Below are 24,826 nucleotides of genomic sequence, written 5' to 3'. Positions count from 1 at the left end.
GATTTTATTAAAATTGTTCCAGAATCATTTTTTTACTTGCCATCATTCCTGCTGCTGTACCCATCGCAACGGAGTTTGAAACTGAGCGTAAACGTGTTACATTATCTCCACAGGCATAAATACCATCAATAGAAGTTTCTTGAAAATGATTTACCTTGATATATCCTTCTTCATTTAATTGGCAACCTAACGATTCAGGAATTTTACAATGTTGTTCAAACGAGTTGCGAGAATACATTGCCTTGATTTCTGATTGTGATCCATCCTTGAAAATGATGTTTTTAAGATAACCATTATTGTGTTCTAATTTATGAATTTCTTTTTCAATAATTTCTATATTATGTTTTTTCAATTTTTCAGTTTGCTCTTCTGTAATAGTTGATTTACCATTAGTAAAGAGCGTTAAATCATCTGTCCAATTAGAGATTAATTTGGCTAATTCATTACCATGTTCACCGTTGCCTAATACCCCTGTTTTTTCATTTCGTACTTCATAACCATGACAATATGGGCAATGAAGCATCGAGATTCCCCAGCAATCAGAAAATCCCTCAATGTTAGGCATCTCATCTTTTATCCCCGTTGCAAATATCAACTTGTCTGCATTGAAAGTTTCTCCTGATGTTACTTGAATTTCAAAACCATTATTTTTTTTTATTCCAGTACTTGCCAAGCCGTTAAAAAAGGTTAACGTGTCATAATTTTCGACTTGCTTTTTTGCTAGGGCTGCTATTTGTGCTGGTGTATTCCCATCTTGAGTCAGGAAGTTATGCGAATGGGGGGCTTGTGCATTACATGGTTTTCCACTATCAATAATCAACACTTCTTTTAATGCTCTACCTAAAGCCATGGCTGCTGAAAGCCCTGAATAACTACCTCCAACTATTATTACATCAAATTTTTTATTATTTTCCATTTTGTTGTGTTTTAAAAATTTTGTTAAAGAGAACGGTAAAGCGAGTGTTAGCATTGATAATCCACTTTGCTTAATGAATTTTCGTCTGGGTATCATTACTGAAGTTTCCACTTCTGCTTTATTTGTAATCGATTTTCTTGATTTTAATAGCGCATTGTTAATTTTATTTATTGCTATAGCAGTTAAGTATAACCCTGTCCCGTAGACAACATGAATAAATGAAGTTTTCAAAATGAGGACACCTTGTTGAGGCATATTTGAGAATGCTATTCCAAAACCCAGTGCTGGCTGTAAAATAAAAAGAGGAGGAACCAAAGTTATAATTGCTATAGTTAAGGCTGGGCCTAATTTTGGCATTTTTAACCACATTTTACCATATACTTTTACCAACATAAAGGCAAAGGCAATGCCAATTCCATAGTGAGCAATCTGACCAATTAGAAGCTCGTTTGCTATACTCTGAGATTCAATAATTGTGTGATGAATAAACTGTCCTTTAGGTATGTACGCTAACCATCTACCAACAAAAAGTATGCCACGCGGCGTTTTACCAAAAAGGCTAATTAAATACGTAAAACAATCGATCAAACCAGTCGCTCCTAAACCAACTAAAATTGTTTTCACACTTTTTGTCATAGTTTATTTTTTATTCACTTTGGATGAAAGAAGACGCAATACAGAATCTACAAATGGAACCCCAATGAATACAACCCAAGGAACTAGAATAAGCGTAAGGAATAACGTTTTTAAATACAAAGGTAATTCCAAGGAAGACTTACTTAAGAGATAAAGAAATAGTGTGATTGAGGGGTAAATTACAACCCATATTTTTAGTGCTGCAATCAATTTCATTTTTGTTTTCATACCAATTACTTTTTTAAATTATTTATTAAGCAAAGGTATAACCCAGTGTAACCGGCACGATAGGACAAAAATGAAGTTGGATAGGACTTATTTGAAATTATGCCTGAAGGCTTCTGGTGAGTAACCGGTATGTTTTTTGAAAAACCTTATAAAATAAGAAATATCTTCATAACCCAAGTGATCCGCTATCTGGTTCACTTGACTTGAAGTTGCGAGAAGGTATCTTTTTGATTCTAAAATAATGTACTCATTAATCAATTCCGAAGGAGTTTTATTTAGTAGCGATTTTGTGATTGCATTCAGCTGATAAGTCGAGATATTTAATATATCCGCGTACTGTGACACTTGCTTTTTTACTGCAATATTTGATTCTAAAAGTTCCGAGAATTTATCCAGTTGCTCCTGAGCATAACTGTCGTTATCGGTAGGAGTGATTTCCTTGTTTTTACGATGTCTAATTAATTCAATAAAAAAAATACTTAAATTTGATTTTATTACTTCCTGGTATCCTTCTTGCTTATCATTATATTCTTTGAAAATATACGATAAAATAATCTTTAATTTATAAAATCCATTGTCATCTAAGTTGCAAAAATTGATATGATTTACTTTGCGAATCAGTTGTTGAAATATTTTGTTTTGGGAATAAAAAAAATCAGTTTTAAATTGTACTAAAAATCCTGTGCTTCCTGCTTTTAAATCTAGTTGATGTACCTGTCCTGGACGCATTAAGAAGATCGAATGATTTTGAATTTCATACGGTCTAAAATCTATCTGATGAATACCACTACCTTTTTTTAGAAATAGTATATAGTAAAAATCATGTCGATGAAGATCCTGAACCATGTCTTTTTCGTTCAACAATTCTCGAATATCTCTAATGGTAAAGCTTCCAAATAAATATGGTTCCTTTAGGATTTCATTGATATGTCGTATTGGAATGTTTATCATCTTTGTTTGATCTACTGCTGACTAGTAAAGCACATAAACTTTCACAAAGAAAAGTAAATCATTTTTAATTACCAAGCACTTTACAAGTGGGAGCTATAAATTGGTACATTCACCAAATGAACTAAGGATGGCAATTGCCGGGTATCAATTCAACGCATAACTTCCACATTAGTAAAACTGCTATTGTGTGAAATGTGGAATAAATAAATATGCTTTTCAAATACCTTAACTAGATAAAAACTAGACTCACTGGTAACTCTCTGTATTTCTAATTGTTTTTCTTAATTCTTCTCTGAGGCGGGAAAAATTTGAAATATTTATTTAAAGTTCGTATTTGGTTAGTTAGCATAACTAGAATTTGATAGATGAAATTAACATTATTAGTAAACAAATTTCTAATAAAAAGAGAAGAACTTCTTAATAAAAAAAATTCATCTCGATTAATAACTCATTAAGAAGGATAAAACTTCTTCTCAAATTTTTGATGCAGAAGTGATAGGAAGTTTTAGTTCTCATTTTTCAAAATTTGCCACTACTTTATCAGGTTAATTTGAAGGATTACTAGAAAAATAACTTCCTAAAAGATTAAAAAATCTTCAAGATTATTTACATTAAATCTAACATTTTTGACTTTAAATTATCCTAGCTGCTATTGTGGACGAGACGAGCAAAGGAATAGACTCTATAAAAGAAAAAGCAGTAAAAATAAATTGTTTCAATAGTTCTGTTTACATCAGAAAAAATGGCAAGATCATAAATGAAAAAGCATATTGATATCAGTGAGTTGAGAATAATATCCGCACCACTACAAATACAATTTATATGGTAAAACCCAACATCTATAAAATTCTGCCACTGCAATCATGAAATTGATTAAAAAACATAAACTATCTCCTCAAGACCAACTCCATTCATATTTCCTTGACTTTATAAGGACAATGAAATAACAACTAAACATTTAATTATGCATACTTCCGAAATATATGAAATTTTAATAGATCCTGTTATTTTCAACAGCACATAACCGAGTAATAAAAAAATCATAAACTCTCTTTTTCATCAATAAAACTCTATATTCTGACCCTGTTACACAATATTCTTACTGAAGTTGACACTAGAGGTTTTAGGTTTAATTATGTAGAAACGTCTAAAATGTACCTCCCCATTTTTTTTTAAATATTAATAAATTATTCAGCGAAAAAAAAAACGGAACCTACTAAAATTGAACGGTTTTTAATTTATGTCTTGTTTTGAAGAAAACACCTAAGTAAATTATGCAAATTCATTTATTAACCTGGGTGCATGAAGAACAATGGAAACTTACGCAAATTTGCCCTATAAAATTATTTATACACAAATTAATCAAAAATAAATTCCTAATAATTGTCCAAAATCTCTAAATAGTTATTAAAAATCAACTAACAGTTTATATTAATCATTTTCATTAAATGAAGTTACTGTAATTGGGTAAAAAGACAAGTGTTGGTATTAGAATATTTTGTTGTTTCAGGCGGCGCTACTTATTTATTTAAAAAAAAATGTAGTACGTTTTAATTAAGGTAGGGTAAAATAGGTTTTGGGAAATTCTGCCGCCGGGACAACAATTTTTATACAAACAAAGTAGATTATGCAACATTGCGTGCTATGAAACTATACTTGTTTATTAAAAAAATTAAATCTTTCCTCCCGGTATTTATTAAATGTAGTAGTAACTACTGGATTGAAGTGCACGGCTTCTATGTCGAAATATTTTTCTGAAAAGTAAACCTTTATTATTATAATTTATTGAAATAAAAATCGTCCAGCAAACAAAAATCACAATATAATGTTCAAAAAAAAAGGGATAGTATTTGATAATCAGAATTATTTTTCGAAAATCGTAAAACATAAATTTAAAGAATATATTTTGTTTGATACGTATAATAATTTTAAAAATTTTGATAAAAAAAATAATAACTACTCAATATTAATATTTGTCATCTATTCAGAAGATGATGTTTACAACCTTTTGAAAGTAAATAATTTAGAAATACCAATGATTATTTGTGCTTTTAATAAAGAAAGGCTAATGAAATTGAGAAGATTAGAAAATATCATGTTATTGGATGCATCTAAACTATTACCAGAAATCATTGTACAATTACAATCTTATTTCGCTCGACTGAACATACTTCCGTGAAGTACAAAAACTTAAGAGTACTGATATGCTACAAACTTTCACAAATAGTAGAATGCGTATTCAATTTAGAGTAAAGAAAATCCATTTTAGAAGCCTTATGCAATATATGAAGTTTAAAACCAAAATGAATAGAAAAACAATTTCCGCTATTGGCTACATAACAATAGTTGGTTGGATAGTGTCTTTTATATTATATAACAGCGGTGGAAAATCACCACTAGCCAAATACCATCTAAAACAAGCATTTGGCTTAGGAATATTAGGAACACTATTTAGTATCCTCCCCATACTACTATTTCCTAATATTTCAATAATTTTATTTTCCACAATGGAACTATGGATACTTATTTTTATGTTTTTAGGAATTAACAACGCTATAAACCAGCTAAAAAAGCCCATCCCATTAATTGGTACATTTTTCATTGACCGTTTCTATTTTATTTAATCACTAAACATCCGTAAAAAAAATAATTAACTAACGTCTTCATATCTTGACTATTGGACATAAATAAAAAATATGTATAAAAAACTAATCTTAATTCTTTTTTCTATTTTACTGGGAATGATTGTACTTAATTATATCTCTGATATATTTACTGAACTTCTAACAAATTACCTCCTATCTCTTTCCGTTTTGGGATTCGGAAGTGTTTTTTATCCTTTTGATTTAAAATTTAAACACAAAGCTGATTATATCTTTCCTATTGTTATAGGTTTTACAATTTTTAATATTACGAATCTATTTTTATTTCAAGATTTCTCATTGAAAATAAATTACATAAATATTCTTGCTGGAATCTTTGGTGTTTTACTATTGTTTGTCCGCAAAAAAAAAATATTCTACTAAACAATAATGTCGAACTGAAAATCAAGTTTAATTTCAAATCTGGTATTGTGATTAAAAATCTAACTATTTCAACGAAAATTTAAATTCTTTTATTAAATGTTGAATTTTCCAAAAATACTTCTAATAATTATAATAAATAAAAAACAACATGTTTAATTGTAGCCACTGTGGAATTCATATACCTATTAATAACGAATATATAAGGCAAAACCTCCAAGAGTCTGGAAGCTTTGTAAAGACAATGAAGACAACTATATATGGACGAAAAAAAGAATGTAAAAAACTTTATTTTTGTCGCTTCTGTGCAAAAAAAATTGATAGAATAAACAGCGATATAGAAATTTTTGCACCAATCGCATCTATAATTTGTATGGTATTAGTAGCAGTTTTAGCTTACAGTGTATATCAGTTTTTGAAATAAAATTCTATCAATTGCGAATTATCATTAGCAACTACAAAACATATTGCAAATACATTTAAAAAAGTAAATACTTAAATATCACAATCATTTTATAGATTTTTTTTTAAAATTTTATCGCAGCTATAAGTTTTTAATTTTTCCACTAAAAAATGATTCACTATAATCCGATCTAGAGTTAAATGATTCTACAAAATTAAAAGCTGTTGCTATTAAAAAAAAACATTTTTATTCAATAAATGATTTATGAAAAATTTATTTATTTTCCTTTTGCTTCTATTAGGTTCTGTTTCCTTTTCTCAAGGAATTGTGGTTGACACCACCACTTTAAGTATACCGCAGCTGATCCAAGATGAATTGATGCAAAACTCTTGTTCAACCTTAACAAATTTTCTATTTTCATCACATAAAGGTATTGGGCAATTTACCAATGCAAATGCAAATTTTCCCATTTCAAATGGTCTAATTATTCGAAATGGTGTTGCAAAATATACAGAAGGAGCTTATACCGGAATTAACGAAAGCAGTCAGTTAACTACTCTTGGAGACATTGACATTCAGTCCATAAGTGATAAAAACGGACAGCTTGCTCCAATAACCGATGTCGCTTTTATTCAATTTGATTTCATTCCTACATCAAGCAATTTCAGTTTTGATTTTTTGTTTGCTTCCAATGAATATGGGCAATACCAATGCGGATTCAGTGATGTTTTTACTTTTTTATTAACTGATTTAACAACAGGCAATACCACTAACCTGGCCGTAATTCCAGAAACTACTATTCCTGTTTCTATCAAAAATATTAGAGATAATGCCTATAACTCTTCTTGTTTATCTGCAAATTCAAATTTATTTTCACACTACAATGTATCGAATACCACTACTTCAGCTATAAATATGCGTGGTGAAACTGCATTGTTAAAGGCATCCTCAACTGTTGTTCCCAATCGAACCTATCGAATGAAGTTAGCAATCGCAGATTATTATGACAGTAACTTAGATTCCGCAGTCTTTATTAAAGGAGGAAGTTTCAGCACTACGACCGATCTAGGTCCTGACCAAACGATATGTGAAGGCGAAAATATTCTTCTTGACAGCGGACTGGGAAACTCATATATTTTTTCTTGGACATTAAACGGCATAGCTATTCCTAGCGCCTCTGGTTCTACTTTAACAGCAACTCAAAAAGGAACTTATGGAATTAAAGCGACGCTTCCTGCTTCAGGATGTACAATTACTGATGAAATTATCCTTTCTGATTTTAAAATTAAAACTCCCATTAATTTGTTTTCCTGCTACTCGATCCTATCCGACTATCAGTATGATTTAACACAAAATAATCTTGTTTCATTAGGATTAAATCCTGCCGACTATTCCCTCATATATTTTGCTTCTTTAGCAGATGCTAATGCAAATGGTCCAGTTATTCCAGCCTCACAAATATCATCTTATTCGAGTATCGGAAACCAAACCATTTATATTAAAATAATACACAATTCAAATGTAAATACAATTTGCAACAACCTATTGTCGTTCAGTCTTTTGATAAACGATCCCATTAAAGCCTCAACTCCTCCAACTATAAATCTTTGTGACAGTAAATCAGGAATTATAATGGCTAATTTAACTATTCAAAATGCAATAATTCTTAATGGACAAAATCCCGCCAGTTACACTATTTCTTATTTTATATCTCAAACTGATGCTCAAAACAATGTAAATCCAATACTAAATCCAAATACTTTTCCAATAAAAATTCTAAATTCTCCGCAAACGATTTGGGTTAGAATGGACTTTTTAAAGTACACTTGTTTTGACATTGTCAATTTTGCTATCACAGTTTCACCTCTACCTCCGACAGATACTATTGCTAACGTAATTGAATGTAGTAGCTTTATATTACCTCCTATTACCAACGGCAATTATTACACGGGTCCAAACAAAACAGGATCCTTATTACATGCTGGTGATAAGATACATAGCAGCGGCATTTATTATATTTTTAATGATTCAAATACAGCGGATGGCTGTACCAATCAGAATAGTTTTACAATAACTTTTATTGACGAAATTATTTTTCCAACCACAGGATGTGGTCAATATCTAATACCTGCAACAGCAGCAGGAAACTTTTTTAAAGGACCAAATGGAACTGGCGCACTAATTCCAGCCGGAACCGTTTTAACCATTGATCAAACTATATACTATTATGCTCTTATTAACGGTGCTGTTTGTAGAGATGAAGCACTTGCATTAACTATTTTTCCATTACCGCCAGTAGACAATCCAAGCGATGTAATTACTTGTAACTCCTATACACTACCACCATTAATCAATGGAAATTATTATACTGGTTCAGGAGGCAGCGGAACTTCTTTAAATGCTGGAGATATACTTACTTTTAGTCAAAATGTATACGTATTTATAAATGATGGACGATGTACAAATCAGAATATGTTTAGGGTAGATATTATTGACACTTCCGTTTACCAGCCCATATCTTCATGCGGAAGCTATACTTTACCAGTAGTTCCTTTTGGCAATTATTATAATCAGCCTTTGGGGGCAGGAGATATTATTCCAGCCAGAACTACAATTATGAGTTCACAAACTGTATATTATTACGTAAAAACATCAACTACTCCCAATTGCACCGATAGTTTAAGTTATCAAATTACAATAAAACCAGTACCATTATTAATTAACTTAGCCAACGAAATCAGATGTGAAGAAGATTATTTTGTGTTGCCTCATTTATCAAGTGGTAAATATTATGATCGACCAAACGGAGATGGAAATCAATTAAAAGAGGGAGGTCAAATAGTCTTATCCGGAACCTACTATATCTATGATGTCAATGATCTTGGATGCTCTGCTCAGGATAATTTTACCATCACTTACAGAAAGCATCCCCTTGTTGACAACTTCACTGATGTGTTTACGTGCAATGGATTTACGCTTCCGCCATTAAATAATGGAAAATATTATACCGCTTCTGGGGGACCGCATGGTTCTGGAAATGTTATTGCTGCTGGAACTACTATATCTATATCACAAACAATTTACATTTATAATGAGTGGCGTGATTTTAGCAATTGTAGCAATGAAACGTTCTTTAGAATTGATGCAGGAGGTATTGAGGTTGGCAACTTTGAGGATATAAACAGCTGTGATAGTTATACATTGCCAGCATTAGCTATTGGGAATTACTTCTCTCAACCCAACGGACAAGGCTCCATTATTAAAGAAGGTTCAATCTTAACGGCTTCTCAAACTATTTACGTTTATGCAAGTACAGGCAATCGATTAAGCTGTTCCGACGAGGATCATTTTATAGTTACTATTTCTGCTACACCTATTCTAGTCAAACAGCCTGATATAGAAGCGTGCGGCAGTTACGCCCTCCCACCATTGGGACTGGGTAACTATTTTTCTGGGACCAATGGCACTGGAACCAGATATATTGAAGGTCAAAAGGTTATGACAAGTCAAATAATTTATATCTACGCCACATCACAGTCTAATTCAAGTTGTTTTGCTGAAGAAAAGTTTAACATTACAATCTATCCACTAAAAGATCTTGTAGTTGATGGCGGTGTAATTTGTGTCGATGTCACAACGGGTGCATTACTAAATTCTTTTGAAATAACCACAGGTCTTAATCCCGAAATCTTCACTGCAGAATGGTCCTTAAATGGAGTATTGATGGGTACAGGAGTTAATTATAGTGCCACAGAAGAAGGAAACTATCTAGTAACCATCCTAAAAAAAACTAAGGATATAGGAAACGACTGTAATTACAAACCAGCAACGGTCCTTGTTGAAAAATCTAGCCTGCCCATTGCAAATGCTGAAGTTACAGCTCCATTTGAAGACAGCATCGACATTATCATAACTATTACAAATGGTTTTGGATCTTATGAGTACCAATTAGAAAATGGCTCTTTTCAAACTGACAATGTATTTCATGATGTCCCTTCGGGAGTATATAATATTACCATTAATGATACAAAAGGTAACTGCGGTACTATTACATTAAGTTCTAAAGTATTGAAATATCCAAAATATTTCACTCCAAATGCAGACGGTAATAATGATTTTTGGAATATTTGGGATATAACAAATCAACCTGACGCGGTTATTTACCTCTATGATCGTTACGGAAAATTAATTAAACAATTCAGCCCTGCCAGTTCTGGTTGGGACGGAACTGACAATGGACATCCCCTTCCAGCATCCGATTATTGGTTTCAAGTCTTTTATAAATATCATGGGGTTGACCAGGAATTCAAAGCACATTTTAGTATGAAACGATAATTATAAATAAACAACATGAAAAGTAAATTGATAAGTTATTGAACCGTCGAGATCTATCATTAAAAAATGCACTAAGGCTTTTATAATTCATTTTTTTAAGTTAAAACAGGTATAAATTTAATTTTCTTCAAATAAATATTTATACCTGTTCCTTACATGTGTTTACTTGTCATTTTCAAATAAAATCGCAACCTTTTACCCCTTTATTTTATATAAAATCAGATTTTCCTCTTTTTCTTTGCTTCTTACCTTTTACTATTTTAAAAGGTTTATCTTTAAATTAATCTCAAAATCTCCTCCAAAATTTTCTCTATTATTGGTTTGCTGGCTGGTATAAAAGAACTGGACAAAGAACTTCTCATAGTTTAATCCCAGACCAAGGGTCGCGCTATTGTCACTATGGTACATCGCCATAAAAGAAAGCATATCTCTTTTTAACTTCACATTGGAGCCGATATCTACAATATTGTCAACGCCTTTAGCTCCTCTAACACTAATTTTTGGCTCAATGGATAAAGCATCCAGGTCGGTCCCTATTTTATACGATACTGCCGTTAAGTAAACAAATCCATTTATCGTGTTTTGCTCGTTCTTATGAAAAAACAATCTTCCTAAGTTTGGTAATGTCGCCTGAAGGGTAAGTCTCTCTGTGGTATAGACAATCCCAAAATCGCCATCTAAATAGCTTTTTCGCTGATTAAACTGGTCTACCAGCACATCACCGGATTCTGCAATTACGTTTGAATCATCCAGGTTTTGATGCATAACTGCCAAAGACAGGCCAAAATGCAAATCTCTCCTATCGCCGTATAGTGGCAAATGATAAGCGTAGGTACCTTTTATTTGGGTTTTCCCTAGCAAACCAGCCTCATCCTTATAAATATTGAGGCCAACCCCCACACTTTTAAAACGATAATCTCCGCTTATGGACATAGTAACCGGAGAGCCGGCAATAGACCTCCATTGATTGCGGTAGTTTAGATTCAAATTAAGTCCATACTCTATACCGGCAAAAGCTGGATTACTGAGGTACTGATTTTCATAAAACTGAGCACCTAATGGTCTGCTGCTTTGCGCGGAACCCTTTTGCATGCTTATTATTGTACAAATTAAACTCACGAATGTCATCATGCCCTTTTCAACTCTATTTTTTATCATCATTACTTATTTATTCTTTTATTCTTTTACTATGGACACAAATCCACTCTTTTTTGATTTACCGGAATCAATTGATAGGATATAGTAATAGGTACCCTCCGGCAGGGGGTTACCATTAGACATTCCGTTCCACGAATTATCATACCCATTCATCGTAAAAACCTCACGACCATCCCGATCGAAGATATACAACTCATTATTGGGGTACTGCTGCATGTTTTTTACAATCCAGAAGTCATTTATCCCATCTCCATTAGGCGTTATCAAATTATTGGCTTCCAGTTCAGTATAAGGGGTTGTTAGGGATGACTCCATCGACACAGCGGTTAAACTCGACAAATTAATCGCACTCCCAAAGACATAGCTTATATAGGTCTTGTCGGGCTTGACACTAGTTCCTTTGACAAGTTCAAAATCCTTGTAGTTATTGCTGACCGCTTTTGTATAGGCCAACACTAAATTCTTTTCGTCATTATCATTTAACGCTACATCCTTATAATTAAAACCCAGCTCACCTGCAAAGGTCATTGGCCTACTGAACTGATACATCAGCTGAATACTGCTGAGTTTTGGCCAAATGACTGCCCTAGCCTGCACGGTAATGCTCTGATTATTCATATCCACATTATGGGAAGGAATCAGGGTCAGCCCTTCCGTATAAAACAGAGTCTCTTTTTTGATAAAAATACCTTCCGACTCAATAGCCAGCTGTGCCCTTATGGAGGGAGATAGCAAAAGGGAGATTCCCATAAAAATTGGCGTTATTATTTTTTTCATTTTTCCTCTATTATTGTACAATATCAACACGGTATCAGCTTATCTATTCGCCAAAAAAAAGTTTAAAAAGACCCCGGGAATTTCAGCTGCAGTTGCTTACACAATTGCTTTTTGATCTGAATTTCAGGGAATGCCAAAAATCAATCCGTACCATTCTTCGATAAAAAAAGATGCAACTGTTCCTCGGTCTCAGGCAGAGACACAATTGTATTGGTTTTAGCATCTACCAGAATCATTGTGGGTGTAGCCAATACAAAGTATGCGGTAGCTTCTAGACTCCGGACTCCCTGTTCTGCTCTTTTATGTTTGAAAGCAGAAAGCATAGTCATCTCTCGTTCCCATATTGGGATTTCGGTCTCCGTTTCGTCCAAACTAATTGCAAAAACATCCATCAACTTGCTGTTAGCCGGCTCCAGATACCAGGGATAAAATTTCTCCATCATCTCCTTGCAATGCGGACAGTCGGCCGACCAAAACAGTACCAGTTTATATTTCGCTTCCGTTTTATATTCATGGAATCCTATCGTCTCACCCGAGTCCAGTTTCCAGGGAAAATCAGGCGCAACAGATCCCACTACCAAGGTTTCCATTCCTTTCAGTCTCTCTTCTATGGCCTTTCTCTTGTTGGTCAGGCAAAGCGGATCATTCAGGTAAGGCTTGAGCATTTTTATGCCTGTGGTTATGTTAAAACTCTCAAACCCATTATAGAAATAGTCTACCATCCAGCCATATACCAAAGGATGTCCTAACCGGGCTTTCTCTATCGCCCGCTTTCCTGCCAGTGTGAATAATGAATCCCGAAGCTCCGTTGTGGGACACATTGTTCCATAAAGATTTACATATTTATTCATCCAATCTTTGATATCGGTGCTTTTGATGATTAATGGGTTTTTAAAATCCATCCCGTCAAAATAACGATCAATAGCAATATTCGTCCTATCCCGCTCTGTACCTTTCCACATCATCGGGGGAAGGTGCTGGAATACAAACCCATTGCTTACAAAAGCTGATTGGTGCTGATTCGTCTCTGTCCCTATCCATTTGTTATAAACCAAACGCCGCTGTTCGTATTCTTCCGCAGTCAATAAAAAGAATTTTGATTCCTGTTGGTCGTAGTTCGTCAGAACATTCTGCAACAAACCCAATTGCTCTCGTTTCTTTCCATTGTCTGCCGAAAAACGGGCAAACAAGGTGTTTTCTATTTCGCCCTTTTGAAAATAGGTGCTGTCTGGCTCATTCAAGGCTTTGGGTCGTGCCCAAAGTTCCAAGTCTTGCTTGCCCATAAAAATGTGTTTTTCGGCAGGATAAAAATCGCCACCTTCCTTTTCCTGATAGTCAAACCGCACTACAAACTCCGCCGGAAGCATATTTCCTGCAACTTTGAGTACGGCCGTTTCTCCTTTATTTATTCCGGGATTTTCGGCAATGGTTTTCATCGAAGATCCTGCAACAGACAGTATTTTAATTTTACTTTGGGAAACCCCCATCAGATGTATTTTTAAACTGACATCTTGTATCTGTCCTGTCATAGGCATGGCCAGCAGCCATAAAATTGCAATACAGCAAAGCCGTACGGCATTTATAAATGATGATTTTGTCCGCTCTTTATTCATTAGTATTTTATTCAATTTTGTCATTTAACTATTACTTATTGCTACTTCACACAACGTACAGAAAGACCAGATCTTTTATCAGCGTTATTCGTTACACCAGAGCTGACACCACCTGCATAGTAATAGCTGGCGGTGTCGGCGGTACTATTAATACCGCCGGCCCAGTAAAATCCTGACGCATTGGCAGCTACTCCACGCAGCACCAGTGCACCAGCAGGGGCTGACAGCATTCCTCCTTGGTGTAGCTTCAGCGGGGAAGCGAACGTATTCGCACTTGTGATCCAGTTTTGGGGTGGGCCATCAGCAGCGGTAAATTCATATGCATAAGCAATTCGCCATGGGGCGCCAAGCATATAACCGCAAGGATCAACGGTATAGCTACTAGTGCCAGTGCCGGCCACAAATGCCCAGCCCGTGCTAGGGGTGCGGGTTGTCCCGTCATGCATGTAACCGTTCACTCCTGAAAACTGCCAATACCAGCCTGCCGCGGCTTCTGACGCATCAGTAGCCGAGTCAGCCTCACGATCGGCTCCAAGGTTCTGCGTGATCCAGCACATTGGTGTACCTGAATAATTGACTGACACTGTGTTATACGTTACTGTTTTTGTCACCGGAGCCTTGTTAGTCCCTGTCCCTGCTATATGGGTTTTGGTAAGGGGCGCACATAATTTGAATTTGGCTGATCCAGAACTATATCCCGTACCCGCAGTATTGGTCGCATACGCCCGTACATAATATAATGTGCCTTCTGATGCTCCAGCAATCGTGGTTATGATAGCTCCCGCACCTGTCCCACTGTCTAGGACGCCGTTTGCTATGGTTGGATTTGACGTCGTACCCCACACCAGACCATGATTCGATATAGCTCCCCCCGCTGCGGTTATTGTTGCAGAACCGTCTACCGAAGTAGTGGTCTGGTTTGAAAGTGTCACAGGACCCACGAGAGGAAGTACCGCCAAGGTCGTAAAAGTTAATTCATTGCCATAAGTCGTGCCAGAACTATTGGTAGCGTAGGCCCTGTAATAATACGTGGTTCCGGGTGTCAATGCGCTGATCGCACTATTGTATACACCCAGCCCGGAACTATTGGTTGTTTTAGTTCCCAGTATCGTTGGGCCAGTCGTTGTACCATAGCAAACTCCTCGAGCAGTTACTACCGAACCTCCGATACTGGTAACGTTGCTCCCCACGCAAGTTGCCGTGGTACTCGCAATGGGAGTCACACTGGTAGCGGTAACTACAGTCGGAGTGGCAGGAGTGAGAAAACTCACGTTTGCACCGTAGCTGGTACCCATACTGTTTGTGGCATATGCCCTCACATAATATAGGGTTCCCTTTATTAGACCTGACAGGCTACTGGCAAAAGTGCCCGTAGTAAGGGGACCATCGATTGTTTTGGTAGGCAGACTAACAGTCGGATCTGTTACTGTACTCCAGCAAATTCCACTAGCTAGAATCGACACTCCTGTTCCTCCGGTGTTACTAATTGTTCCACCACTTGTGGCAGAAAATTCCGTAATGGCGGTAACTACTGAGTTAGTACCTACTGAAGGCAGTTTGCTAGTGGTAAATGTAGCGTAGGTTGCATTGTGAGCCGTTCCTATCGTATTGGTACCAAAAGCCCAAACATAATACACCGTACCAGATAAGAGGCTGTTAAGGGTTCCCGAAATTGACGTTCCACTGGCTGCTACAGAAAAACTGTTACTCCCTGTTCTAATCGGATACGCCGATGTAGTACTCCAGATCAGACCCATATCAGTCATTGTTGCCCCACCGTCAGACGTCAGGGTAGCATTTCCATCTGCACTATTCATCAGAATAGAAGAAATTGACACATTGCTCAAGGTAGGTGCTACCGCCAATGTGGTAAGGCTTGATTCATCACCATAAGCAGTACCTGCGGCATTGGTCGCATAAGCTCTGAAATAATAGGTGGTTGCCGATGTCAATCCCCCGAGGGCAACAGTGAATGAACCAGTACCAATTCCAGAACTCGCTTTAGATCCCAGAATGGTTGGATCATGTGTCGTGCTCCAACAAACACCACGAGAAGTTACTGATGCACCTCCGTCGCTAGAAATACTCCCCCCGCAACTTGCCGAGAAAGCCGTAACGGAAGCTGCAGCAGCAGTAGTGTTTACACTTGGGGTATCAACAGTGGAAAAACTCCGCTGGTTACCGTAACTGGTACCCATATCGGTTGTGGCATAGGCCCGCACATAATATAGGGTTCCTTTTGTTAAGCCTGAAAGCGTACTGCTGAAAGTACCGCTGCCGATGCCATCGCTCGTTTTGGTAGGCAGACCAACAGTTGGATTTGGCGCTGTATCCCAACAAACGCCCCTATCCAAAACGGACACTCCTACTCCTCCGCTATTAGTGATCGTACCGCCGCCAATAGCTGAAGTGCCCGTAATTGTATTAGGATTCGTGGTCGTAAGGGTGGCCAGATCCAACGTGGTAAAAGTCTTAGGAGATACACTATAGCCCGTTCCCATTTCATTGGCCCCAAATGCCCAAACATAATACACAGTACCAGGCAAGAGACCAGTAAGTGTACCTGAAATTGCCGTGCCCACAGATCCGACAGAAAGGCTGTTACTCGGTGTTGCAATAGGAATCGTAGCTGTTGTATTCCAGATTAGTCCAAGATCAGTAATTGCTGCGCCACCATCAGAGTCCAGACTAGCGGTTCCAATTGCACTTGTCAACTGGATAGTAGAGATTGTCACATTGCTCAAGCTAGGACTTAATGCCAATGTTTTAAAGACCACTTCATCTCCATAACTGGTACCCATAATATTGGTAGCATAAGCCCGTAGAAAGTAAGAAGTGCTCGGCATTAAACCGGAGAAAAAGTCGTTAAATGAACCCGATCCTGCGAGGCCATTTACAATTTTGGTTGACAGGGCTATGGTTGGTAAGCTGCTGGTACTCCATACAAATCCTCGGGTTGTTATCGGCATTCCCCCATCATCAATCACGTCGCCATGCCCATTGGCCGAATATTCGGCAATATCGGTAACGGTCGTTGCCGATAAAACCGGGAGCGTTACCAGGCCTGTTGTAAATACCATCTCGCTACCGTAAGTAATACCAACGATATTGGTCGCATAGGCTCGTACATAATAGGTTGTATTTGGCAATAAACCGCTAAGATCCAAGCTAAAAAGACCGGTACCCAATATCCCTTTATCTACTGTTTTAGTACTCAATGCAACAGTAGGATTACTATAGGTATCCCATACAATTCCACGGCTGAGTATTGGGGTACGCCCATCATCGGTAATCCACCCTCCACTGGTAGCCATAGTAGCCCTGATGCTTGTTGCCGGCGTAGTAGCCGTTAAAGTGGGTGCGGCAAGAGTGATAAATGATTCTTCAAAGCCATAAGCAACCCCAATTCCATTTTTGGCATAAGCCCTAACATAATACAGTGTATTCGGCAATAAATCCACCATCAGGCTGGTAAAACTTCCGTCTCCTAAATCTACATCACTGGTTTTAGTAATTAATGTGATGGTCGGATTCTGTTTGGTACTCCAGCATATTCCGCGTTGGGTTACGGTCGCTCCTCCATCGTTGGATAGCAGCCCGCCGCCAGTTGCAGTGGTAGCTGTAATTACACTCGCTTTTTTGGTGACGAGAATTGGTGAAGTCGCAAATATGACAACTGTGAGTTGATTACCATAAGCCATTCCTGCACTATTGGTTGCATAGGCACGTATATAGTATGTGATGCTCTTCTCCAGATCCCTAAGCTCACTTACGAAGCCACCTACACCTGATCCGTCTGTTGTTCTGTTCAGTATAATAGTATCAGGATCAAAGTTTTCGTCAGTGCTCCAAACAATACCACGGGAAGTAATCGGGGCACCTCCGTCAGAACTGATGAGTCCCCCACTATTGGCTGTGGTATCAGAGGTGATCTCAGCATCGACGGTAGTCAAACTGGCTCGAATCGGATTGGTGACAAAGAAAACCTCATTCCCGTAAGAAGTACCTATACGATTAGTGGCATAGGCCCTCACATAGTACATGGTACCAGGCAATAAGTCTGTCAGATTGCTGGTAAAAAACTCTGCACCCGAATCTACAGTTTTCGTTGAGAATCCTATCGTTGGATTATGGCTTGTGCTCCAGCATACACCTTGTTTAATCACCGGTGCTCCGCCATCGGAAAGCACTAAACCTCCACTAACTGCAGCGATTCCAGTGTTATCAGAAATATTTCTTGTGAATAAAGTGGGGGTATCGAGCGTGGTAAAGCTAAGCTCGTCCCCATAAGCCGTACCTTTTACATTTGTAGCATAGCTGCGTACATAGTAAGTGGTGCCTTTATTCATTCCGGTAATTGCGCTGGTAAAGACACCGGTCCCCCCTCCAATCTGTACGGTTTTATTCACTGTTACTGTAGCGGGATCAAAATCAGGTACAGTACTCCATAGTACCCCACGGCTATCAACAGCTACACCGCCTTCATCAGCGATATTTCCACCACTATCCGCCGTTGTGTCAGTAATATTGGCTGGAACAACAGTGGTTAATACAGCTCGGGTAGGTGGATACGTAAAAAAACTAACCAGTTGCCCATAAGAAATACCTGCGGCAGTAATTGCGTAAGCCTTTACATAATACCTTGTATCAGGTATAAGGTCTTTTAGACTACTATCAAAACTACCGATACCTGTACCATCATCGGTTTGATCTGGCGATAAGATATCAGGAATAAACCCACCGGCGGTACTCCAGAATATTCCTCTTTTGAGTACAGCTGAGCCGCCGGAATTGCTTATTGTTCCGCCTATAACCGCTGTAGTATTGGTCACTATACCTGGTGAATTAGTAATAATGGTGGCCATAGCGGGAGTGGTAAAGCTAATTTTATTTCCATAAGAGATTCCTTCGGCATTGACCGCGTAGGCACACACATAGTAGGTAATACCCGGATTTAGTTTGGTAAGGGTGCTGGCAAAAACACCTGTTCCTGCCCCACTCTCCCTGGTTTTATTTGCTAATACTGTAGCAGGATCAAAATCAGGTACAGTGCTCCATATTACCCCACGGATATGAGTGGTTTCTCCACCTTCATCAGTAATATCCCCGCCACTGTTAGCCGTTTCGCCAGTAATGTCGGTTGCAGGAATTGTAGTCAATGTTGCTAAGCTGGTTGGAGCTGTATTGAACGTAACCTCTTCTCCATAAGAAATACCTGCAGTTGTAACTGCGTAAGCCTTTACATAATAGGATGTATTTGATGTGAGGTTTTTGAGATAGCTGTAAAAATTACTTACGCCGGTACCGTCATCGGTTTTGTCAGCTGATGCCATATCAGGGACAAACTCCTTAACAGTACTCCAGAACACCCCTTTATTAAGCACACTTGATCCACCGGAATCCATTATAGTACCGCCCGTAACCGCTTTGGAACTAGTCACGAAATCAGCTGAATTAGTTATAATAGTTGCCATCACGGGAATGGCATCGGTTACGGAAGTGGTAAAGCTCCGCTCATTTCCATAAGCCGTTCCTGCGTCATTGGAAGCATAGGCGCGTACATAATACGTAGCACCCCGAATCAGTCCGGTGATCGAGCTGCTAAAAACCCCTTTCCCTGCTCCAAACTGTGCTGTTTTGTTGTCTATTACTGAGATGGGATCAAAATTAGGCAAGCTGCTCCATACCAGCCCACGAATATTAGTGGTTGCCCCACCTTCATCTGTAATATCTCCGCCACTTTTGACAGTTGTCCCAGTAATTTCGGTTGCAGAAACGGTAGTTAATCTCGCTTTGGTTGGTGGAGATGTGGTAAAACTAAACTCTCCACCGTATGAAATACCCGTAATAGTACTTGCGTAAGCCCTTACATAATAGGTTGTATTGGCTGCGAGATCCGTGAGTACACTGTCGAACCTGCCTATACCCGTACCGTCATTGGTTTGGTCGGCTGATGCAGCATCAGGAACAAAATCCTTAATAATACTCCAGAATACTCCTCTTTTGAGTACAGCTGAACCACCGGAATTTGTTATAGTACCACCCGTAACGGCAGTAGTGGCGGTCAAGAAATCCGGTAAATTAGTGGTAATAGTAGCCATTGTGGGAGTGGTGAAGCTAACCGTATTTCCATAAGCGGTACCTGCAACATTTACCGCATAAGCACGCACATAGTAGGTGGTACCCCGTATTAAAGTTTTTATGTAACTTACGAAAATTCCTTTCCCATACCCCGTCTCTGCTGTTCTATTTATCACAACGGCATCAGGGTCGAAAAGAGGATCGGTGCTCCAAACTACCCCCCTGCCACTTACCAATGCGCCTCCACTACTGGTAATATCTCCTCCACTGGTAGCCGTTTCTCCGGTAATTTCGCTTGCAATTGTGGTCACTATAGTGACACGAACTGGTGGAAGTGTTGTAAAAATTATCTGATTACCATAAGCAATACCAGCAGTATTAATAGCAAAAGAACGTATATAATACGTTGTTGAACCCATCAGATCTTTAAGATCTGCTGCAAAATCGCTATTGCCGGAACCACCTTCACTAATGCTGTCTGTAATAGTTGGATTATCTGTGACGCTCCAGCAGATTCCTTTTCTGCTAATGAAAGATCCGCCATTGGCTACGATCTTGCCTCCGCTGGTCGCTGCAGTACTGGTAATCGAAGGAACAGAAGGCGCTATGGTAGTTACTACAGCCAACAAGGCAGTTTTAAAAACTACAGCAGTACCAAATGTAGTACCAGCGATATTAGACGCATAGGCACATACGTAATAAGTAGTGCCAGGAACTAAATCAATTATGTCGCTACTGAAATTGCCTGTGACTTGTAATGTTGTTTGTACGGTTTTTTGGCTGGTCGTCGTACTAGGGGTGAATCCTGAAACGGTACTCCAAACAATTCCGAATTCAGTAATAGCGGCTCCGCCATCAGTGATTACACGTCCCCCACTAACGGCTGTATTCCCTGTAATTTTAGTGGCATCCGCTGTTTCTATCAGGGGACTGGTTGGAGCTTTTGTAGTGAAATTGATTTCATTACCATAAGCCGTACCTGCTCTATTAATCGCATACGCACGGACATAGTAGGTAGTGCTTCCCATTAATCCACTGATATCGTTGATAAATTCCCCGATACCAATTCCCCCTGTCGTTTTTGTGGCTAATGTAGCGGTTGGATTGACGGATGTACTCCAGACTATCCCGCTGCTAGTTACCCTATCTCCTCCATCGTTATAAATAGTACCACCACCTACGGCGCCGGTCGCACTTATACTGCTGATCGCTATGGCTTTTGTCGTTAAAACAGGTATCGTATATGTTTTGAAATGGATCTCATTGCCATATACCACACCCGCACTGTTGACGGCATACGCTACGACATAATATGTCTTCATCGGTGCAAGCCCCATAATGGTGCAAGTAAAGGTAGCCGAACCATCACTATTTTCTATTTTGTTCGGCGAAAATAAATCCGGAACAAAACCAGGTGTTAAACTCCAGATTATACCACGGGAGCTAATCGCTGCACCACCATCTCCTGTAATACTCCCGCCGGCGATGGCTGTAGCATCAGCCGTGTCAAGAACCTCCGAGGTGGTGATTGTGGCCTTTTCAGGCGAAGCAGTTGTAAAATTAAGTATACTGCCATAACTTACTCCTACAGTATTAATGGCATAAGCCCTAATATAATAGGTCGTTCCTCCCTTTAAATCTTTTAGATTAATGATAAAATTACCATCCCCTGTTCCATTACCAATATGTGCCCCAGTAATCGAGGGAGTGCCGGTCAGACTCCAGCACAGTCCTCGTTCAGTTACCGACAAACCACCATCAGTTACAATATTTCCGCCACTGCTAGCAGTGGTATTGGTAATCAATGAAGCACTTGTAGTTGTCAATATCGGCCGTTGTGGCGTTTTAAAACTCCGTTCATTACCATAGGCTATGCCATTACTGTTGATCGCATAGGCCCTAACATAATAGGTAGTAGCCGGAGTTAATGAATTAAAGCTTTTATAAAAAGCTCCTGTACCACCTCCGCTTATATTGTCTTCTATTTTAGTGACTAAAGCATTTGTAGGATTAGGGCTTGTACTCCAGCAGATTCCACGTTTGGTAATTAATGAAATCCCATTACTGGTGATATCCCCGCCGCTGGTAGCCCGGGTACCGTCAAGACTTGGAAAAAAACCATCTTTATAACTGTCGACATCATAATTGTAGGGTATAATAGTGGTTAATGTAGGTGAAGAAGTAGTAATAAAACTCGACTCACTTGTATAGCTTATACCTAAACTGTTCTTGGCATAACCCCGAACAAAATAAGTTGTTCCCGTGACTAAGCCAGTGATATTACATACAAATACACCAATATCTGTGGGACCTACGGCCGTCGAAGGACCATAAATAATATTTACCCGGTCTGTACTCCAACACATTCCCCGCTCGGTTACTACCTCACCTCCATTATCAATGATGGTAACTTCACTTACAGCCGAAGTATCTGTAATATCTCTAATTTTGATATTAGGTAAACTGAGCACCGGCGTAGTGGCGGGTGCCGTTACAAGTTCTAATAGATTACCATAAGCCCTGCCTGCCTCATTATCTGCATAGGCGCGAACATAGTAATTTGTATTTCTAACCAGAGAAGTTATCTGACTCGGAAAGGGACCAACTCCTGAACCATCTAAACTTTTCGTTGCAGGGTTAGTTATAGGATCCCCGATGATGCTCCAGGTAATTCCACGCAAGTAAATCGCTCCTCCTCCATCGCTATTGATTACCCCTCCACTATTGGCACTAATCAGAGAAATACTAGCATCAATCGGTATAGTGATAAGAGAAGCCAGGTCAGCCATAGTGCTCCTGAACATTACGTCATCACTGTACACAATCCCAGAGCTGTTAACCGCATAGGCACGCACATGATAAACCATATCTGCTTTTAGCCCACCAATCGTGCTCGGAAAAAGTCCTATATCCGTACCAAATACCGGGTTACTGGTTTTAGTACCAAGTGTAATATCAGGATTAACATTTGTACTCCAGCAGATTCCCTGAAGGGTGACTCTCGATCCTCCGTTATTGATGATATCAACACCACTAAGAGCGGACATACTGCTAATGGAAGTAATCGGAATAAGCGAGATGACAGGCAAACAATTTATATCTGTCCATATTGTTCCATTGTAATACCGGATGGATTTTGAAACCGTATTGATGTAAATGCCCCCCATTCGAAATGGTACCGGATCACTTTTAAGAACAGGCAGTTTGGAAACTTTCAACCCGCTATCAGTAGAAAAATCACTATACTCGGTAAAAATACCCTTACCTGCTATCGCATCTACCTTTCCCCAAATATCCTTATCATGAAGCTTAACGGCATTTTCCGTTTTTGACAAGTAAACTGCACCAGATCTGATAATACCTATTGGGTCCGTGCTTAAAGACGGCAAAAATGGAATCCCGGTTTTTATTTCCAGATAATCATTAACTGGTGTGGTATCGATGTTACTGCTGCATAGCGTTTCCCAAGAAGTTCCATTGTAAATCAGCGGTTGATTCTCTATAGTGCTGTAAATAAGCATTCCGGCTATAGGAGTCGCAACAGCTGACGGGTCAACTGCCGGAAGATAAGGAACACCGCCAATGATCTGAAAATAATCTTGTGCAGAAACTGTACTAGTACCGATAAGCACTAAGAAAAAAACAATCTTAAAAATAGAAAATAATGTCTTCAAAATAACGTGTGTCTTTTTGTTCAGAAACCTGTGTCTCTTACTCTTTTGATTTTCTTCCCGCCTATTGTGATGCTATCATGCTGATATTCGATAAACTCCCTATTCGGAACCCAGAATAAAAACCTATCTTCAATTTCTTGGAACCCTAATTTATATTAATTCATTTTTTTTAAGATGCTGTCGATCTGTTTCTGTTGATGATCCATCCGGGCTTTTAATACATCAATTTCTTTCTGTTGCTCTTTTATCGCCTGGATCACAATACCGGTAAGTTGGGTATAATCCACTTTTAAAAAACCATCCTTGCCTTGCGTCACCATTTCAGGATAAACCCTTTGTAGTTCCTGCGCAATAACACCAATTTTTGATCCTGTCGCATATTTATGCTGATCCCTATACTCAAAACTTACCCCTCTAATCTGTTCTATTTTTTGTAATACATTAACCAAAGTTTCGATATGGTTTTTTAACCTGCTATCTGACGGAGTGTAGAAATTTCCATTCACGGTTACATCCTGCCCAAAACTTGCATCACCCCGTGTAGCAAAGCTTAATCCTTTACCACTTTGACCGTCATTATTAATGGAATTAACCGAGAGCTTAATGTTCTGTGTCGCGGTGTGATTTCCCAGATTATCGGCACCGGAGACTATACTACTAACTTTGGTATCCACATAGTTTTTTGTTGCCGCATCAGCAGAGACTGTAGGCTCGGCAAGGTTTACAATTTTTTGACTTCCTAAATCAATATCTGCTGCTGCTGCCGCAAAACCGCTCAACACGATGGTGCTTTTCGAAACATCGGATGCTTTCCCTGTGATATCACCAACAAAAAGGTTGCCGGTAGTCAGGTTAATATTAGCCGGAGCGATAACCTTGGTATCTACATAATTTTTTGTCGCAGCATCTGTTCCCATTGCCGGATCGGCAAGGTTTACAATCTTTTTTGTTCCTAAATCAATATCTGCTGCTGCCGCGGCAAAACCGCTCAACACAATGGTGCTTTTCGAAACATCGGAGGCTTTCCCTGT

General features: G+C 38.4%; 10 protein-coding genes. 2 read left to right on the top strand and 8 right to left on the bottom strand.

All coding sequences use genetic code 11. The features are described 5' to 3' along the window. Positions 1-7 precede the first annotated feature (7 nt). Positions 8-1,552, bottom strand: a complete 1,545-nt coding sequence (locus E0H99_RS17620) for a DUF2938 family protein (protein ID WP_131998172.1) — start codon at positions 1,550-1,552, stop codon at positions 8-10. Between the two features lie 315 nt (positions 1,553-1,867). After that, positions 1,868-2,731 (bottom strand): helix-turn-helix transcriptional regulator, encoded by an 864-nt coding sequence (locus E0H99_RS16440; protein WP_131998166.1) that lies wholly within the window; start codon positions 2,729-2,731, stop codon positions 1,868-1,870. A 1,825-nt stretch (positions 2,732-4,556) separates the two neighbouring features. Between E0H99_RS16440 and E0H99_RS16435 the strand changes: the two genes are divergently transcribed. Beyond that, positions 4,557-4,910 (top strand): hypothetical protein, encoded by a 354-nt coding sequence (locus E0H99_RS16435; protein WP_131998163.1) that lies wholly within the window; start codon positions 4,557-4,559, stop codon positions 4,908-4,910. A 153-nt stretch (positions 4,911-5,063) separates the two neighbouring features. Here the strand turns inward: E0H99_RS16435 and E0H99_RS16430 are convergent, their stop codons facing one another. Then, a complete protein-coding gene (locus E0H99_RS16430; protein ID WP_131998160.1) occupies positions 5,064-5,333 on the bottom strand; it encodes a hypothetical protein in 270 nt (89 codons plus the stop codon). A 1,088-nt stretch (positions 5,334-6,421) separates the two neighbouring features. Between E0H99_RS16430 and E0H99_RS16425 the strand changes: the two genes are divergently transcribed. Further along, on the top strand, positions 6,422-10,492 hold the full coding sequence (locus tag E0H99_RS16425; RefSeq protein WP_131998157.1) for a T9SS type B sorting domain-containing protein: 4,071 nt from the start codon (positions 6,422-6,424) through the stop codon (positions 10,490-10,492). A 255-nt stretch (positions 10,493-10,747) separates the two neighbouring features. On the opposite strand, the gene E0H99_RS16420 is transcribed toward E0H99_RS16425, so the two are convergent. From E0H99_RS16420 to E0H99_RS16400, 5 genes are all read right to left on the bottom strand, one after another. Then, positions 10,748-11,620, bottom strand: coding sequence for a PorP/SprF family type IX secretion system membrane protein (locus tag E0H99_RS16420; protein ID WP_131998202.1), 873 nt, complete (start codon positions 11,618-11,620; stop codon positions 10,748-10,750). A gap of 48 nt (positions 11,621-11,668) precedes the next feature. After that, positions 11,669-12,427 (bottom strand): gliding motility-associated C-terminal domain-containing protein, encoded by a 759-nt coding sequence (locus E0H99_RS16415; RefSeq protein WP_131998154.1) that lies wholly within the window; start codon positions 12,425-12,427, stop codon positions 11,669-11,671. Positions 12,428-12,567: 140 nt separating this feature from the next. Further along, entirely contained in the window at positions 12,568-13,914 is a 1,347-nt protein-coding gene (locus E0H99_RS16410; RefSeq protein ID WP_205728708.1) for a TlpA family protein disulfide reductase, read from the bottom strand. A gap of 167 nt (positions 13,915-14,081) precedes the next feature. Then, the gene (locus E0H99_RS16405) at positions 14,082-23,795 is read right to left on the bottom strand and encodes a beta strand repeat-containing protein (protein WP_131998151.1); all 9,714 of its coding nucleotides are present in this window, start codon (positions 23,793-23,795) and stop codon (positions 14,082-14,084) included. Between the two features lie 155 nt (positions 23,796-23,950). Further along, the coding region (locus E0H99_RS16400; RefSeq protein WP_205728707.1) for a tail fiber domain-containing protein at positions 23,951-24,826 on the bottom strand (876 nt) is incomplete at its 5' end.

Origin of the sequence: Flavobacterium sp. GT3P67 (assembly GCF_004349155.1) — a bacterium.
GTDB classification, from domain to species: Bacteria; Bacteroidota; Bacteroidia; order Flavobacteriales; family Flavobacteriaceae; genus Flavobacterium; species Flavobacterium ranwuense.
The sequence above is the reverse complement of the archived record's forward strand: the minus strand, read 5'-3'. Positions and strand labels throughout refer to the sequence as shown.